The following is a 16,197-nucleotide window of genomic DNA, read 5'->3' on the forward strand; positions in this document are numbered from 1 at the left end:
TTCGCGTACTTCACCCGGCTTCTGAGGCGGGCACAGTGCCCGCCAGCATGCCACATCGCGTCGCACCAGTCGAGACTTCGCGCCGATTCCGGTGCCGGTGAGTGCGGTGGGGCAAGTCACGGTCACGGTCACGATCAGAGCCTCGAGTCGGCGCGGCTCGGCTCGAAACGGCACGGCACGGCTCGGCTCGAGTCGGCTCGGTGGCAACAATTCACACCCTGAGTGGTGGCGTCACACCCTGAGTGGTGCCGCGCGGCTGATGGCCGGCTCTCTGCGCCCGCCACCTCGGGATCGCCGCGTTCGCCACTGCCGGGTCGGGTCCCACCAGGCGGGGCCACGGATGTGCGGGATGCCGTGGCGCATGCGGATCTCCCATCCGCTGGTGCCGAGGGTGCGGTGGTGGTGCCAGCAGAGAGCGACGCCGTTGTCGGTGTGGGTGGGCCCGCCGCGCGCATGCTCTTGGACGTGGTGGATCTCGCACCACGTGGCGGGGACATGACAGCCGGGAATGAGGCATTCCCCGTCGCGGATGGCGATCGCGCGGCGTTGATGGGCGGTGAAGATCCGGTCGGTGGCGCCGATCCCGATGATGCGCCCGCCGGAGTCGAACATCACGCGCTGTATTCCGCCGGCGCAGGCGGTGTGCGCGGCGACCCGGATGGGAACGGGGGTGTCGATGCCGTCGATGTGGGCCCATCCGTTTCCCGTGGCGTAGTCGTCGGCAGCGACGGTCACGACCAGGGTCGGGGCGGCGCCTCCGAGGCGAGGCATGTCGTCATGGCGGGCGGCGATCCCGAGCGCGGCGGCGAGGATGTCGTGCTGCTTCTGCGCCCGAGATCGGGTGTCGACCATTCGGCCCGGATCACCGGATGGAAGGTCACCGTCGTCTGGCCCCGTGGGCTCGGTATCGCGACGGGGGAATTCTTCCGAGGGTCGGAACATCACTCCGGGGAGGGGAGGCCCGTCGACTTTCGGATTCAGGTGAGCGTCGAAGATGCGTTGCAGTTGTCCCGCGACTTCGGGCAGGAGCCCGCCTCGGACCGGGATGACCCCGTCTTTCGCCCGCCCCAAGACGATCCCCCGGGCGCGCATCGCGATGTCGTCCGCGGGTTCGGCGCCATCAGGATCGAGGTACTGCACGATGACCTGCGCCAGAATCCTCAAGTCCTCCGGCGTCCCCGCCGGCGCGGAGTCTCCTTCGACGCCCGCACCCGAATCCGCTCCTGGAACGTCCTGTGCACTCGCACCCGCGGCCGGGATCCCCCGCGAGTAGGCCGCCAGCTCCCCGTCCGCGAGCAACCGGTCTGCTGTCCCGACACGGATCCCGGCCTGTTCCACCGGCCCGATCGCGGCCAACAACCCGGCCACACCGAGGGCCCCGTCGAGTAGCGCCGCCCGCAGTTCGGGCCATCGCGCGGGCGAGCGGAACCCGGATGACAACTCCACCTCCCGGCGCACCGCCCGCGCCGCCTTCATCATCCGCCCTGCACCGGGCCCGTCCGTCCGCAGGACCCGCTGCAGCAACTCGCTCATCGTCCGGCACCCGAACTTCCCGCAGAATCCGGCCTCTCCCGACCCGGCGGGACGCCCATCGACCGACGCGACCGCCTCCACGACGACTGCCTCCGCCCGCCGCTGCACCTCACCCGCCACACGCAACAGGTCCATCTTCACCGCATCGGACATCACCGCCATCGCGTCAGAGTGCAACACGGCATCCAAGTCGGTCACCACCTGTTCGAGCACTTCCACGGGGTTGTTCATGGGTCGAGTCAACTCGGGGGTACCGACATTCCTTCCCGGATAAACCCCGATCAGGACAATATTCCGGAACACGCGTAGAGCTCATGCGTCCTCCACGAACTCGCCCCGAATCCGTCTTTCCACATCTCAGGTAGAGGCGTGATGCTGCCACCCCCGAAGGTCCGACGCCGGAAGCAGAATCGGTACATGCGCATCGACACGACCCACACACAGAAGCCCATGAGCAAGAGCACCGATGACCGAGAGGCGAGTCGAATCATCCACCCTCGATTTGACGCTCGCGGTTTCGCGAATTAAATTACAGATCGGTAACGGTGGCATCCGGGGGGATCGACCGCCGCGCACGCCAGCCTCCCGGAAGGATCCCGTCACGAATTCCCTGCCACCCGAGCGCGATCACGACGCCTCGGAAGCTCCCACCGAAGTCCCTGACTCATCCCGACCGCTTTTGCGGCGTGACCTGCGACGCTCCGTTTCCGCGGACTCGCAGAGTCGCCGCCCGGCGAACACCGCCCATGCTGCTGCGGTACCGGAGACGACCCCGGAACCCGATCCGGCCGCCGCCTCCGCAGCAGTCACAGGGCCCACGCACGCAGCAGACACGGAACCCGCATCCTCTGCAACCCCCACATCCCCCGCGCCGGAGACAGTCCAGGCCGCACCCGACGCGGCTCCCCCTCGCGCACAGCCACAGCCACAGCCACAGCCACAGGCTCCCCACACCCCTCGCGCCTGGGATCCTCGCCTGCGCCCCCGCCACATGGCACCGAAGTCGACGCCGAAGACGGCCCCGACCTCTCGCGGCGAAGCCCGGCGACAGAAGCGCCAGTGGGCGAAGACCAAGGCACTCGGCGCCACGCTGGCGATCGGCGTGATGATCACCGGGGCAGCGCTTCCCGCCCTCAACCCCGCGGGTGGCCCTGCCGCCGCCGCCAGCTCCAGCGTCTCGACCCTCGCCGACGGCACCGCGCAGTCCTACACGGCGAAGTCCGAGATCCGCGCTGTGATCGACCCACGGGGCAACTTCTCCGCGACCACGCCCGAGGAGATCAAGGAGACCCGTTCGCGCGCCGCCGCCGCAGCAGTCGCCGCCGGCATGCCGCTCTCGAGCGCGATGGACATCCCCCTCGCCGGACGCATCGTGATGCCGATGGCCGATGGGACCTACTCGTTCACCGATGGCTTCGGCGCCTCGCGGCCGGGACGTTCGCACCTCGGGCAGGACTTCGCCGCCCCGGTCGGCACACCGATCAATGCCGCCATGAAGGGCTGCGTCTCACGGTCCACGGAGAGCTACCAGGGCTACGGCGTGACGATCCAGATCGAGAGCATCGTCGACGGGCAGGCCGTGAGCACGGTCTACTCGCACATGACGTACGGAAGCCGTGCGGTCGAGGTCGGTGATTGCGTCGACGAGGGGCAGTACATCGGCGACGTCGGATCGACCGGCTACGTGTTCGGCTCCTGCCTGCACTTCGAGGTGCACATCAACACCGCGCCCGTCGACCCGCTGCCGTGGCTCAAGAAGAACGTGAGCTGATCGGCGTCGACCGACCCCCTTTCCGGCCTGCGGTTCACCGTAGGGTGGATGGATGAGCCCCCTGGAGATCCGCAGCGCCCGCGCGGAGGACGCCGACGACATCGCCGGGGTACACGTCCGCTCGTGGCAGGTCGCCTACCGCGGGCTCATCGACCAAGCCGTGCTCGACGGCCTCTCCATCGACGAGAGAGCTGCGGGCTGGCGTCGCACCCTCGCCGAACCGTTGCCGACGAGCCTCGGGACCGTCGTCGCCCTGCGCGACGACCGTATCGTCGGGTGGGCTTCACTCGGCTCCGGACGCGACCCCGACGGGCTCGCCGACGGCGAGGTGTACGGCATCTACGCCGATCCCGCCGCCTGGTCTACGGGCGCGGGTCACGCCCTGTTGGAAGCCGCCGAACAGCGGATCGCCGAGGCCGGCCACAACCGCGCCTACCTCTGGGTGCTCGACGGCAACGAACGCGCCGATTCGTTCTACGCCCGCCACGGCTGGATCGAAGACGGCGCGATCAAGATCGAGGAACGCCCCCAGCTCACACTGCGCGAGCATCGTCGCGTGAAGCTGCTCGGCACCTGACCTCGCGCCTTCCGGCACCTCCGTCCTGCCTGACCTCGCGCCTTCCGGAGCCTCCGTCCCGCCTGCCGTCCCGCCTTCCGGAACCTCCGGCACCGCTCAGTCGAGAGCGCTCATGACGTGCTTGATGCGGGTGTAGTCGTCGAACCCGTATTGCGACAGGTCCTTGCCGTAGCCGGAGTGCTTGAACCCGCCGTGGGGCATGTCCGACACGAACGGGATGTGGGTGTTGATCCACACGCAGCCGAAGTCGAGGTCGCGAGAGAACCGCATCGCCCGGGCATGATCCGTGGTCCACACCGAGGCGGCGAGCGCGTAGGGCACGTCGTTCGCCATCCGCAGAGCCTCGTCGTCCTCCGAGAACGCCTGCACCGTGAGCACGGGTCCGAAGATCTCCCCCTGCACGACCTCGTCGTCCTGTCGTACTCCCGACACGATCGTGGGCTCCCAGAAGTACCCTCGATCGCCCTGGCGGCGTCCGCCGGTCTCGATCGTCGCGTGCGCGGGGAGCCGGTCGATGAATCCCTGCACCTGCGCGAGCTGCGCGGCACTGCTCAGGGGCCCGTACAGCACCCCCTCCTCGCGCGGGCCACCGGTGCGAGCGTGCGTCTTCGCCCGGGCGACCAGAGCAGCCACCAGCTCATCGTGCTTCGATTCGTGCACCAGCACCCTGGTGGCGGCAGTGCAGTCCTGTCCGCCGTTGAAGAAGGCACCGGTGATGATGCCCTCGACGGCCTTCTCGATCGACGCATCCGAGAACACGATCGCCGGAGCCTTGCCGCCCAGCTCAAGGTGCACCCGCTTGACGTCGTTCGCCGCTGAACGGGCCACGGCCATACCAGCCCGCACGGATCCGGTGATCGCCACCATCTGCGGCGTCGGGTGCTCGACCAGCGCGACACCGGTGTCCCGGTCGCCCAGGACGACGTTGAGCGTGCCGGCGGGAGTGTGCCGGGCGACGATCTCCGCGAGCAGCAGCGTGGTCAGTGGCGTGGACTCCGCGGGCTTCAGCACGACGGTGTTCCCGGCGGCCAGCGCGGGGGCGATCTTCCACACGGCCATATTCAGCGGGTAGTTCCACGGCGTGACCTGACCGATCACGCCGACCGGCTCGCGCCGCACGAACGAGGTATGCCCGGCGAGGTACTCCCCCGCCGCCCGACCCTCGAGGCTGCGCGCCGCACCCGCGAAGAAGCGCAGCTGGTCGACCGACTGCATGATCTCGTCGGCCACCAGGCTCGCGCGCGGCTTACCCGTGTCCTGCGATTCCAGGTCGGCGAACTCCTCCGCCCGCGCCTCCATCTCATCGGCGATGCGGAACAGCGCCAACTGGCGGTCGGCGGGCGTGGTGTCGCGCCAGATCGGGAAGGCGGCGGATGCGGCGGCGTAGGCGGCATCGACGTCGACGGCGTCCGACACCGGGAGTTCCCCGTACGTCCCTTCGGTGACAGGATCGAGGAGCGGCATCCGCTCGGCACCACGCGCGTCGACGAAACGGCCGCCGATGAAGTTCTGCAGCGGCGCGGAGTTCTTCAGAAGATGACTGGGCATGGCGCCATCGTACCGACATCAGTACGGAATCTGAAGATCTAGCAATATGAAACAACTGAATCAGTTGCAGATCGTTGGCATGACTGACAATATCGACACATGAGTACGAAGTCTTCCCAGCCTGCCCTTGATGACATCTCGAAGCGCATCGTCGAGCTGCTGCAGGAGGACGGGCGACGCCCCTACGCCGAGATCGCCCGCGAGGTCGGCCTCAGCGAGGCTGCGGCGCGCCAGCGGGTGCAGCGGATGACCGAAGCCGGGATCATCCAGATCGTCGCGGTCACCGACCCGATGCAGCTCGGCTTCCACCGTATGTCGATGATCGGAATCCGCGTCTCGGGCGATCCGCGGGAGATCGCCGAAGAACTCACCCGGATCCCCGAGCTGGCGTACGTCGTCGTCACGCTCGGCACGTTCGACATCCTCGTCGAGGCCGTGTGTGAGAACGACGAGCACCTGATCGACCTCATCGCGACCCGCATCCGCACCATCCCCGGCATCACCCACACCGAGAGCATGCTCTACGCCGGTCTCTACAAAGACCTCTACAACTGGGGCACGCGCTGACGCGCACCCCGCTCCCGTACCTCGCACCCGCACACCACGGAGAGAAACCATGGGCACCACCGTCTTCGAACGTCAGCAGCCGTCGCCGTCCGTCATCGACGACTCCCTCCGGGACACCGCCCTGCGGGTGTTCTGGCTCGACGATGTCGACCGGCCGACACATCCGCGGCTGAACGGCACGGTCCGCGCCGACCTCGCCATCGTCGGCGGCGGGTACGCCGGACTGTGGACGGCGGTACGCGCAAAGGAGCGCGACCCCGAACGCCGCGTCGTGCTGCTCGAGGCCTCGCGCATCGCCTGGGCGGCATCCGGCCGCAACGGCGGCTTCTGCGAGTCGAGCCTCACACACGGACACGAGAACGGCGTGAACCGCTGGCCGGAGGAGATCGACCGCCTCGAAGAGCTGGGACACGCGAACCTCGACGCCATCGGCGAGACCGTCGAGCGCTACCGGATGGATGCGGAATTCGAGCGCACCGGACAGCTGGCCGTCGCCATCGAGCCCCACCAGGTGGAGTGGTACCGCGATGAGCCGGGCTTCCTCGACCGCGCAGCGGTGCAGGCCGAGGTGCACTCCGAGACGTTCCTCGCCGGCGACTGGGACCGCGACGGCTGCGCGATGGTGCATCCGGCCAAGCTGGGTGTGGAGCTGGCCCGCGTGGCCGCCGACCTGGGCGTCGAGATCTACGAGCACAGTCTGGTCCGCGCCATCGAGGGCGACGGATCGGGACCGATCACGCTGGTCACTGCGAACGGCCGCGTGATCGCGGATGCCGTGGCGCTCGGGACGAACGTCTTCCCCTCACTCCTCAAGCGCAACCGCCTGATGACCGTGCCCGTGTACGACTACGTGCTGATGACCGAGCCGCTCTCCGCCGAGCAACTGGCCTCGATCGGCTGGTCGAACCGACAGGGGCTCGCCGACAGCGCGAACCAGTTCCACTACTACCGGCTCACGGGCGACAACCGCATCCTGTTCGGCGGCTACGACGCCATCTACCACTTCGGCGGCAAGGTACGTGCGGAGTACGAGGACCGCATGGAGAGCCACCGCAAGCTCGCCTCGCACTTCTTCACGACCTTCCCGCAGCTGGAGGGCCTGCGCTTCACCCACCGCTGGGCCGGAGCGATCGACTCGTCGAGCCGCTTCTGCGCGTTCTTCGGCACCGCCCGCAAGGGCCGCGTGGCCTACGCGACCGGCTTCACCGGGCTCGGCGTCGGGGCCGCACGCTTCGCGGCCGACGTCATGCTCGACAAGCTGTCCGGTGAGGAGACCGAGCGCACCGCGCTGCGGATGGTGCGTGAGAAGCCCATCCCGTTCCCGCCCGAGCCTGCCGCCTCGATCGGCGTCAACCTCGTCCGTGCCGCGATGAACCAGGCCGACCACAATGAGGGCAGGCGCAACCTGTTCCTCAAGACGCTCGACGCCGTCGGCATGGGCTTCGACTCGTGAACGGTCTCGCCGCCGGGGCGGGACTGGATGCCGCAACCCTGCCTCTGGCACACGAGTCACTGCCTGCGGATGAGGTGCTCGCCGGCGCGCCCACGACCGCCGCGCAGGAACTCGCGACACTCGGCGGGATCGAGATCGGCGTCTGGGAGATGACCCCCGGCACCGCGACCGACACCGAGGCCGACGAGGTGTTCGTCGTGCTGTCGGGCCGCGCCACGATCGCGTTCGCCTCGTCCGGACTGCCCGACCTCGAGGTCGGTCCCGGCTCGGTCGTGCGCCTCGCCGAGGGCATGCGCACCACCTGGACCGTCACCGAGACCCTCCGCAAGATCTACATCACCTGACGCTCTTCGAATCGCGCGAAGGGCTGCATCCCCGGGCGCGATGGAGCCGTTCGCGCGATTCGAAGGCGAGAGATCAGCCTTTCCGAAGGAACCAGACGCGGCGCTCCTGATCGCGCCGCAGCCAGGGCAGGAACGCCCACCACAGCAGGAGCGCGACCGCCGCCCCGCCGATCAGTCCGGCGCACGTGTCGGTGAACCAGTGCGCGTTGATGAGCGTGCGCTGCCATACCATGCCGACGGCCAGGAGCACTCCGAGCACGATCCAGACGCGGCGCGCCCAGACCGCGGATGCCGGGATCAGCGCGAGCACCGTGATGATGATCGCGGCCATGCTCACGGAATGTCCGGACGGGAACGAACCGTGGTCGACCTGCACGAGCGGTCCGAAGAGTCCGCCGGCCGCATCTTCGGCCGGGCGCGGCCTGTCGACGAGGTTCTTCGTGAGCTGCGACAGCAGCCCTGGGCCGGCGAGCTGCACCGCGATCACGAACAGCGCGGAACGCCAACGCCCCATCAGCGACAGCACGAGCGGGAGGAGGATCATCATGAGCACCGCCCCAGGGAGCTGACCGAGATGCTGGAACATCTGCGCCAGCACGAAGCCGGGCAGCGTCGATTCCGGCCCGACCCCGACACCTCTGCGCCACAGGTCGTCGAGGCCCTGCGTCCACGGCGCATCGGGCGCTGCGAGCACGCCGACCGCGAGAGCCACGAACACCGCGAGCAGTCCGAGAGCGGTCCACAGCATCCACCGAGGGCGCGGCGAGGCCACCGGTCGGGTGGCATCCCCGACCGCGACAGCCGTGGTCACGACGGCGTTCCCAGCAGCGGCCGCACGGAGGCGTAGGCATCGGACATGTCGCGGGTCGGCACGTCGTAGACCCGCGCGATGCCCTTCGATCCCTGGTGACGCGGCCAACCGGGGTCTCCCCCGACGATGAACGCGACAGCGGCGCCGTGCACCTCGTCAGCCAGCTCCTGCGGCGGGTTCGGACCCGCGAGCGGCTCCATCGCCGGACCGTCGAGGCAGTCGAAGAAGAACGGCACATCGAGGCAGTGCTCGGCGAAGCCGAAGTGTCCGGACGGCCACGAGAAGCGGTACAGCCAGGTGGGAGCGGCGCCGCGGTCGGCGACGATCTTCAGCAGCGCCGAGCGGAACATCCGGTCCGTCAGCAGCCGACCGCCCAGCCGGGCGTTGCCGAGTCCGGTGATGTCGGCGTTGGCGGCGAGGTACTGCCGACGCGCGCTCTTCGGCAAGCCGAGCTTGTTCAGCAGCAGCGACCTCGGCACCCAGCGCAGCTTCTTCTCGGAGCCTGCGAAGACCATCGTGAACTCGTCGTCGGTCGCACCGATCACGAGCGGCTTGTCGGCACCGACACCGGCGCGGAGGGCCTCACGCGTCGGGCGTGGCATCAGGTCGCCGTCGACGGCCGGACCGAGCGGAAGGCCCTCTTCGACCACGCTCCCGAGCGAATCAGGACCGAGCTCGGTCGCCTTCTTCTGCAGTTCGAGGATGCGGTCCTCGGACAGCGTCGAGAACCCGGCCACGGTGGGCGCGACCCGGGCCGCTGCGGCGAGTCCGCGCCCGAAGGCCTCGGCGCGGGCCGGAGCCACGTCGGCGAGCGCACCGGAGATCGCGTACACGCCGTGGAACAGATGCTGCGCCTTCTCCATGCCGAGCAGGGTCAGCACGGCTCCTCCGCCGGCGGATTGCCCGGCGATCGTGACGCGCGACGGATCCCCGCCGAACTCGGCGATGTTCTGCTGCACCCATTCGAGGGCGAGCAGCCAGTCGCGCACGCCCCGGTTCGAGGGCGCATCCTCGATCCAGCCGAAGCCGTCGAAACCCAGGCGGTAGGAGAGCGACACGGTCACGACGCCGTCACGGTTGAAGTTGCGGCCGTCGTACCAGGGACTCGCGGGTGAGCCGGCGAAGTATCCGCCGCCGTGGATCCAGACGAGAACGGGAAGACCGGCGCCCTGCGCGGCAGGGGTCGGGTCCGGCGTGAAGACGTTCACGTTGAGCGTCGAGTCGCCCTCGACGCTCGGTTCGGGGATGAGCGTCACACCGGGGTCGCCGCGCTGGGCCGTGGCGGCGAACTCGAGCGCATCGCGTACTCCCTCCCACGGCGCTTTCGGCACGGGCGCCTGAAAACGCAGCGCGCCGATCGGCGCCTCCGCGAACGGGATGCCCAGGAACGCCGCCGACCGCGGATTCCCGCGCCCGCCCGTGGTCGGGCGCCAGCGGCCCCGCACCCGTCCGGCGGCCGTGGCCACCTCGACGAAGTCGGCGGTCGTCTCGAAGTCGGTATCCGTCATCACAGCATTCTCCTGCTCATTCCCGGTCATCAGCGCACTCCCTTGATCGGCGCGGTCGCGACGGCGGCGAGGATCACGAACACGATCGCGAAGACGAAGAGCATCGCGTAGCCGCCGACGGAGGTGATGATGACACCGCCGATGGCGGGACTCAACGCCTGCGGCACATTGGTCGCGACGTTGAGGATGCCGAGATCCTTACCCGCCGAGACGCCCTCGTTCGGCAGCACCTCGGTCATGAGCGCCGCATCCACCGACATGTACAGGCCGAAACCGACGCCGTTGATGATGCTCATCAGGACCATGCCGGTCATGTTCGGCTGCAGCAGCGGCATCGCGAGGCCCGCGACCATCACGGCGGAGGCGGCGTAGATGAACACCTTGCGGCGCCCGACCCTGTCGCTCCACCACCCGGAGAGGGCGATCGCGATGAGCGTCGGGATGAAGGCCACGAGTGTGAGGGTGACGACGGCCCCCTGGGCATCCGCGAGCGGAAGGCCGATGTAGTCGGTGAGCATGTACAGCTGGTACGCGCTGACGACGAAGTAACCGAGGATCAGCAGGAACCGCGCGGCGAACGCCCAGGCGAAGTCCGGGTGACGGCGCGGGTCGATCCAGAATCCTCGGAAGAATGCACCCCAGCGGAACGCATCCACGGCCGCGTGCTTCGACGACCAGTCGCGGTTCACGAGTGCGAACAGCAGTGCCGCCACGATCACGGCACCGCCGAACACCGCGTAGCCGATGCCGATCTGCGCGGCGAATGCACCGGCGAGCATGATGCCGACGGTCATGCCGACCTGCGTGCCGAGTCCGATCATCGCGCTCGCCCCGCCGCGCTTCGAACGCGGGAACCGATCGGCGGTGATCGCGGTCAGGGGCGCCTGGAAGAAGTTCAGCGCCACCTGGATGATCACCCAGAACACCGTGATCCAGAGGATGTCGGTCAGCGAGCCCAGCCCGAACAGAAAGATGCCGCCGATGATCGCGCCGAGCACCATCCACGGCACGCGGCGTCCGAAGCGCGAGCGCGTGCGGTCGCTCAACGCCCCCACGATCGGCTGCGCGAACAGCGTGAACACGAAGGAGATCGTGGTCACGACGGCGAGGTTGCCGACCTTGTTCGCCTCGTCGATCATCAGGATCTGACTGGGAAGAAGAATCGCGATGAGTCCGCCGTAGGTGGCGAACAGCGTGAGGGAGGCGATCAGCAGGCTGGGCAGCAGCCGCCGGTTCGCCGGCGGACTCGCCGCCGGCTCCCCCGCTTCGGGCGGGACGGCGCGGATGGTGCCGGTCGGCGCCAGTTCGGCGGCGGGGTCGAGCGGGGACACGGACATGTCGGCTCCTCGTTGAGCGGAATGTTGAGCGGAATGTTGAGCGGAATGTTGAGCGGATCTGATCAATACCAAACGGCATTCGGTATTCACCCGACATGCTGACAGATCGTCTCCACCCTTCGCAAGTCATTCACGAACGTTGTTTGGTTTTTGTGATCCGGTCGTGACGGTTACCCTGGAGCCATGGCGACACGAGGGGCGTATGCGAAGGGTGTCGCGAAACGCGAGGAGATCCTCGAGGCCGCCCTCGCCGTCGTCGCGGAGCACGGATACCGCAAGGCCTCCGTACGCGAGATCGCGGATGCCGCCGGACTCAGCCCCGCGGGACTCCTGCACTACTTCGGCAGCAAGGAAGAGCTCTTCGTCGCGATCCTCCGCGCCAGAGACGACCGCGACGAGCAGGAATACGCGGGCGAAGACGCCTCCTCCGCGTTCCTCGCGGTCATGCGCCACAACACCTCGGTACCCGGTCTCGTGCAGCTCTACGCACAGCTGGCCGCCGAGGCCGGAGACCCCTCCCACCCCGCCCACGCCTATTTCCGCGAGCGCACCGAGCGGGTCGAGGCCTTCACCCGCGCGCAGGTCGCCGAAGACCAGAAGGCCGGACGGATGCGCGACGACCTCGACCCCGCCTGGGTGGTGCGTACTCTGCACGCCCTGGCCGACGGGCTCCAGGCCGCGTGGATGCTCGATCCGTCCCTCGACATGGCCGCCGAGATCGAGCAGTTCCTGGTGCTGCTGCGTCCGGCCTGACGACCCGCCTCAGTCGAGCGTCGTCGCGACGGCGTGCGGCATTCGGGCCCTCATGATCCGGACCGCCTCGGGGTTGTCGTCGACGAGCACGGCGTCGCGGCCGAGCGCCGAGGCGACAGCTCCCGTCGTGCCACTCCCCGCGAACAGATCGAGCACCCGGTCGCCGGGGCGACTCGACGCCGTGACGATACGCCGCAGGATCCCCTCGGGCTTCTGCGTGGGGTAGCCGGTCTTCTCCCGTCCGGTCGTCGGCACGATGGTGTGCCACCAGACGTCGGTGGGGAGTTTGCCGCGCGCGGCCTTCTCGGCCGTGACCAGCCCGGGCGCCATGTAGGGCTCGCGGTCGACCTCGTCGGAGTTGAAGACATACTCCCGTGGGTTCTTCACGTAGACCAGGATCGTGTCGTGCTTGGTCGGCCAGCGGCTGCGCGACTTGGCACCGTAGTCGTACGCCCAGATCAGCTCGTTGAGGAAGCAGTCCCGTCCGAAGACCGCGTCGAGCATGACCTTCGCGTAGTGCGCCTCGCGATAATCGAGGTGCAGGTACAGAGTGCCGTCGTCGGCGAGCAGCCGCCAGGCCTCCTCGAGCCGCGGCATCAGGAAGGCGCCGTAATCGTCGAAGCGGTCGTCATAGGCACGCAGCATCCCGCGTACGCGCTCGTACGCATGGCCGTGGAAGCCGTGCCGCACCTCGGTCCCCGGCTCGGACTCGCCGGCACCCGGTGCAGAACTCAGGACGACCGGCTCCGTGTTCCCGGTTCGGACGGCTGCCGTGCCTGAATCCGCGCTCTCCTCCTGAGTCATGAACGTCCGCCGCGCAGTGACCACCTGCCGCTCCTGCGTGCGGCCGGTGTTGAACGGCGGATCGAGGTACACCAGGCTGAAGGACCCGGAGGGCAGGGTCGCCGCGACGGCGAGGTTGTCGCCCTCGACGATCGTCACCGCCCCCGGCACGACCGGCGCGATCACCGGCATGACGTCAGGCGCCACGCCCTGCGGGTCCGCCGCGGCGGGAACAACCGGGTCCGGCGCCGTCACGGCACCCGATGCAGCCACGCCTCGGTGGCGAACTTCGACTCGACGAGCGCCTCGGCGTCGGCGTACTCGTCCGCAGAGATCGAACCGGTCTCGGCATGGGTCAGCGAGCGGAAGGTGTCCTTGAAGCGCTCGATAATCTCGGCGCGCTCTAGTCCGGTCTGGCTGCGCAGCGGATCGACGCGCTTGGCGGCGGATGCAGTGCCCTTGTCGCTGAGCTTCTCGCGGCCGATGCGCAGCACCTCGGTCATCATCTGCCCGTCGATGTCGTACGAGAGGGTGGCGTGGTGCAGGACGCCGCCGTTGGCGAGGCGCTTCTGGGCGGCACCGCCGATCTTGCCGGTCGGGCTCGCGATGTCGTTGAGCGGCTGGTAGACCGCGTCGATGCCGAGCGAGCGCAGCGCCTGCAGCACCCAGTCGTCGAGGAAGGCGTAGGAGTCGGCGAAGGTCATCCCCGCGACCAGGGATGCCGGCACATAGAGCGAGTACGTGATGATCTGCCCGGCGGCCATGAGCATCGCACCCCCGCCGGAGATGCGGCGGACGACGTCGAATCCGTGCTTCGCGGCGCCCTCGGGGTCGACCTCGTTGCGGTACGACTGGAACGAGCCGATCACCACGGCCGACTCGTCCCACTCCCAGATGCGCAGGGTGGGTCGGCGGCGCCCTTCGCCCACGCGGGAGGTGAGCACCTCGTCGAGGGCCAGGTTCATGCGCGGCGAGACCGCCTTCTCGTGCACGATCTCCCAGTCGAAGTCACGCCACCCCGGGGCGGTCACGAGTGCGCGGCGCACCGCGGTGCCCACGGCCTCGGGTGTGAAGCCGAGCAGCTGAGCCCCGCCGGGGAGGGCTGCGCGCACTGCGGTCGCGATCGCGGTCGCATCGGACTCCACGGGCAGCCCGTCGACCGCGGCGTTGATGTCGTCGAGCGCCGAGTCGGGTTCGAGGAAGAAGTCTCCGGCGAGGCGGAAGCGCGAGATCCGGTCGTCTTCGATCTCGAGGTCGACGACGACGAGCTTTCCCCCTGGGACCTTGTATTCACCGTGCACGGTTCCAGCTTAAGGCGCGCAGCCCTCGTTCCGGCGGTCAGCCTCCGAGCACCACCACGCGCTCTCCCGCCCTGATCGGCGTCGAATACCTGTTGCCGGCGGGCGGCAGCGGGCACACGAACTGATCCGAGAACGCACACGGTGGCAGGTAGGCGCGGTTGAAGTCGATCACGGCCGTGCCGTCGGCGGCGGGTTCGTCGACAGGGAGGAAGCGGAAGCGGTAGGTCTCGAGCCCGTTCGTCCCGTCGGCGAACACCGCGCTCAACGCGCCCTGAGCGCTCCTGGTCACGGTGAGCGTCTGCGGCGCCCCCGCCAGCTCGAACCGCAGCCGCCCGGCGACGGGAGTCTCGCGCGCATCGCCGTCGACCGAGGTGATCACGATCCGCTCGTCCGGGGTCTCCTCGAACACGGCCGGCAGCCGCCAGCGCTCATCGGGGGCGTAGGCGTCGATCGCCGTGAACCACTCGCGTTGCGGGCGCGCCGGATTCAGCACACGCAGGGCGAGCGTGCCGTGGCGCTCGAACACCCGCAGCTCACGCCGGCCGAGACGGATGCTCTCGCTTCCGCGCAGCACGACGGTGGATCCCGCCTGGCCGAGCTCGCTGCCACGGATACCCCCGTCGCCGGTGAGCGCCCAGAGCCCGGGGATGCCGTCGACGGCCGCCGCTTCGGTGATGAGCCAGTTCGTCGACTCGAGCGCCGACGGACCGTACTCCGAGCCCGCATAGCGTTCGCGTGACGCGTGCCAGTCCTGCCAGTCCTTCACGAAGCTCAACGGAGCGCTCCCTCCCGGCGAGGGAACCGCACAGCGGGGGCTCTCCTCGCTCATGCGCGGAATATTGCCCCGAATCTACGGGGGCTCCGCGGCCGGCGAGGCGGTCGTGTCACACGCCTTCACCGCGCGTAACGCCGCGTCATACCGGCATCGTCGGAAAGATCTCACACCGAGACCCACGCTCTCCGCCGACACCCATGTTCACGTACGCGCGCCACGGTGGGTATGGGCGCGGGCCGTGGGTCTCGCCGATGGCGACGTGAGTCTCAGCGCGCGGGGATGTGCGTGTCGAGCCAGGCGAGCACGTCGGCGCGCACCTCTTCCTGCTGCAGCTCGGCGAAGATCTCGTGCCGCGCATCCGGGTAGACGAGCGTCGTGACGTCGGTGAGACCGGAACGGCTGCGGTACTCGTCGGCGAGCTTGTGCACGCTGCGGGGTCCACCCACCGGGTCGTCGCGACCCACGAGCAGCAGCATCGGGATGTCGTGTCCCAGGTCCTTGGCCGGACGACCGTAGAGCTTCGCGGCCTCGATCGGGCCGAAGAGCTTGAGCAGTGGCACGTCGGTGGTCAGCGGATCCTCATCGAACGCGGCCCAGACGGCGGGGTCGCGGCTGAGCCATTCGAGACCGGTCGCGCCCTCGCCTGCCCAGCGCGCGTTCAGGGGCGCGGCGTTGAGCGACCCCGGCATCCGCAGTGCCGAGCCGGAGAGGATGACGGCGTCCCAGGCTTCCGGGTGGTCGTTGACGAGCATCTGCGCCAGGAACGAACCCCAGGAATGACCGAGCAGCACGAGGGGCAGATCGGGGTTCTCGTCGCGGATGATGCCCGTCAGCTGCCAGACGGCGTCCTCGGCCGCGCGCAGCCCGCCCTTGCCCAGACGGCCGAGCTTCTCCGGGCCGCCGTGCTGACGGATGCCGGTGCGACCGTGTCCACGATGGTCATCGGCGTAGACATGGAAACCGGCAGCGGTGAGCGCCGCGATCAGCGCGCCGTACCTCCCCGCGTGCTCGCCGACGCCGTGCAGCAGCTGCACCACGCCGCGGGGAGTCCCCTCGGCGGGATGGACGTCGTAGACGATGTCGACGCCATAGGCATCGGTGAACTCACGGGTATCCATCACGGTGCGAGCCTACCC

Annotated in this window: 15 protein-coding genes; 6 read left to right on the top strand and 9 right to left on the bottom strand. The window is 68.9% G+C overall.

What is annotated here, in order from left to right:
• Positions 1-231: 231 nt before the first annotated feature.
• Positions 232-1,764, bottom strand: a complete 1,533-nt coding sequence (locus DW307_RS03740) for an HNH endonuclease signature motif containing protein (protein ID WP_136023989.1) — start codon at positions 1,762-1,764, stop codon at positions 232-234.
• 760 nt (positions 1,765-2,524) lie between these two features.
• On the opposite strand from DW307_RS03740, the gene DW307_RS03745 reads away from it, so the two are divergent.
• Positions 2,525-3,304, top strand: a complete 780-nt coding sequence (locus DW307_RS03745) for a M23 family metallopeptidase (protein ID WP_136023991.1) — start codon at positions 2,525-2,527, stop codon at positions 3,302-3,304.
• Positions 3,305-3,356: 52 nt separating this feature from the next.
• Positions 3,357-3,881, top strand: coding sequence for a GNAT family N-acetyltransferase (locus DW307_RS03750; protein ID WP_136023993.1), 525 nt, complete (start codon positions 3,357-3,359; stop codon positions 3,879-3,881).
• A gap of 96 nt (positions 3,882-3,977) precedes the next feature.
• On the opposite strand, the gene DW307_RS03755 is transcribed toward DW307_RS03750, so the two are convergent.
• A complete protein-coding gene (locus DW307_RS03755) occupies positions 3,978-5,429 on the bottom strand; it encodes a gamma-aminobutyraldehyde dehydrogenase (protein WP_136023995.1) in 1,452 nt (483 codons plus the stop codon).
• 99 nt (positions 5,430-5,528) lie between these two features.
• Between DW307_RS03755 and DW307_RS03760 the strand changes: the two genes are divergently transcribed.
• From DW307_RS03760 to DW307_RS03770, 3 genes are read left to right on the top strand one after another with little or no spacing between them, the layout of a single operon-like run.
• Positions 5,529-5,996, top strand: coding sequence for an Lrp/AsnC family transcriptional regulator (locus DW307_RS03760; RefSeq protein WP_021200288.1), 468 nt, complete (start codon positions 5,529-5,531; stop codon positions 5,994-5,996).
• 49 nt (positions 5,997-6,045) lie between these two features.
• Positions 6,046-7,449, top strand: a complete 1,404-nt coding sequence (locus tag DW307_RS03765) for an NAD(P)/FAD-dependent oxidoreductase (RefSeq protein ID WP_136023997.1) — start codon at positions 6,046-6,048, stop codon at positions 7,447-7,449.
• Positions 7,446-7,793: a cupin domain-containing protein gene (locus DW307_RS03770; protein WP_136023998.1), complete on the top strand. Its 348-nt coding sequence runs from the start codon at positions 7,446-7,448 to the stop codon at positions 7,791-7,793. Before DW307_RS03765 ends, DW307_RS03770 begins: the two co-directional genes overlap by 4 nt.
• Before the next feature lie 73 nt (positions 7,794-7,866).
• Here the strand turns inward: DW307_RS03770 and DW307_RS03775 are convergent, their stop codons facing one another.
• From DW307_RS03775 to DW307_RS03785, 3 genes are read right to left on the bottom strand one after another with little or no spacing between them, the layout of a single operon-like run.
• On the bottom strand, positions 7,867-8,604 hold the full coding sequence (locus tag DW307_RS03775) for a phosphatase PAP2 family protein (RefSeq protein WP_136024000.1): 738 nt from the start codon (positions 8,602-8,604) through the stop codon (positions 7,867-7,869).
• Complete coding sequence (locus DW307_RS03780) at positions 8,601-10,112, bottom strand: carboxylesterase/lipase family protein (protein ID WP_136024002.1); 1,512 nt, start codon at positions 10,110-10,112, stop codon at positions 8,601-8,603. Before DW307_RS03780 ends, DW307_RS03775 begins: the two co-directional genes overlap by 4 nt.
• 29 nt (positions 10,113-10,141) lie before the next feature.
• Complete coding sequence (locus DW307_RS03785; protein WP_021200293.1) at positions 10,142-11,449, bottom strand: MFS transporter; 1,308 nt, start codon at positions 11,447-11,449, stop codon at positions 10,142-10,144.
• Positions 11,450-11,632: 183 nt separating this feature from the next.
• On the opposite strand from DW307_RS03785, the gene DW307_RS03790 reads away from it, so the two are divergent.
• On the top strand, positions 11,633-12,202 hold the full coding sequence (locus tag DW307_RS03790) for a TetR/AcrR family transcriptional regulator (protein ID WP_021200294.1): 570 nt from the start codon (positions 11,633-11,635) through the stop codon (positions 12,200-12,202).
• Positions 12,203-12,211: 9 nt separating this feature from the next.
• Here DW307_RS03790 and DW307_RS03795 read toward each other — a convergent pair whose 3' ends face one another.
• From DW307_RS03795 to DW307_RS03810, 4 genes are all read right to left on the bottom strand, one after another.
• A complete protein-coding gene (locus tag DW307_RS03795) occupies positions 12,212-13,177 on the bottom strand; it encodes a DNA-methyltransferase (protein ID WP_036331750.1) in 966 nt (321 codons plus the stop codon).
• Between the two features lie 59 nt (positions 13,178-13,236).
• Complete coding sequence (locus tag DW307_RS03800) at positions 13,237-14,286, bottom strand: lipoate--protein ligase family protein (protein ID WP_136024004.1); 1,050 nt, start codon at positions 14,284-14,286, stop codon at positions 13,237-13,239.
• Between the two features lie 37 nt (positions 14,287-14,323).
• Complete coding sequence (locus tag DW307_RS03805; RefSeq protein WP_240750474.1) at positions 14,324-15,115, bottom strand: DUF1684 domain-containing protein; 792 nt, start codon at positions 15,113-15,115, stop codon at positions 14,324-14,326.
• Between the two features lie 212 nt (positions 15,116-15,327).
• Entirely contained in the window at positions 15,328-16,179 is an 852-nt protein-coding gene (locus DW307_RS03810; RefSeq protein WP_029259852.1) for an alpha/beta fold hydrolase, read from the bottom strand.
• Positions 16,180-16,197 lie beyond the last annotated feature (18 nt).

This window comes from Microbacterium sp. K27, from assembly GCF_004794435.1.
Taxonomy (GTDB): Bacteria; Actinomycetota; Actinomycetes; order Actinomycetales; family Microbacteriaceae; genus Microbacterium; species Microbacterium maritypicum_A.

Bases quoted from the DNA above. Each gene is read 5' to 3' on its own strand.
- DW307_RS03740 (WP_136023989.1), bottom strand. From the start codon at position 1,764: ATGAACAACCCCGTGGAAGTGCTCGAACAGGTGGTGACCGACTTGGAT.
- DW307_RS03745 (WP_136023991.1), top strand. From the start codon at position 2,525: ATGGCACCGAAGTCGACGCCGAAGACGGCCCCGACCTCTCGCGGCGAA.
- DW307_RS03750 (WP_136023993.1), top strand. From the start codon at position 3,357: ATGAGCCCCCTGGAGATCCGCAGCGCCCGCGCGGAGGACGCCGACGAC.
- DW307_RS03755 (WP_136023995.1), bottom strand. From the start codon at position 5,429: ATGCCCAGTCATCTTCTGAAGAACTCCGCGCCGCTGCAGAACTTCATC.
- DW307_RS03760 (WP_021200288.1), top strand. From the start codon at position 5,529: ATGAGTACGAAGTCTTCCCAGCCTGCCCTTGATGACATCTCGAAGCGC.
- DW307_RS03765 (WP_136023997.1), top strand. From the start codon at position 6,046: ATGGGCACCACCGTCTTCGAACGTCAGCAGCCGTCGCCGTCCGTCATC.
- DW307_RS03780 (WP_136024002.1), bottom strand. From the start codon at position 10,112: ATGACGGATACCGACTTCGAGACGACCGCCGACTTCGTCGAGGTGGCC.
- DW307_RS03785 (WP_021200293.1), bottom strand. From the start codon at position 11,449: ATGTCCGTGTCCCCGCTCGACCCCGCCGCCGAACTGGCGCCGACCGGC.
- DW307_RS03790 (WP_021200294.1), top strand. From the start codon at position 11,633: ATGGCGACACGAGGGGCGTATGCGAAGGGTGTCGCGAAACGCGAGGAG.
- DW307_RS03795 (WP_036331750.1), bottom strand. From the start codon at position 13,177: ATGCCGGTGATCGCGCCGGTCGTGCCGGGGGCGGTGACGATCGTCGAG.
- DW307_RS03805 (WP_240750474.1), bottom strand. From the start codon at position 15,115: ATGAGCGAGGAGAGCCCCCGCTGTGCGGTTCCCTCGCCGGGAGGGAGC.
- DW307_RS03810 (WP_029259852.1), bottom strand. From the start codon at position 16,179: ATGGATACCCGTGAGTTCACCGATGCCTATGGCGTCGACATCGTCTAC.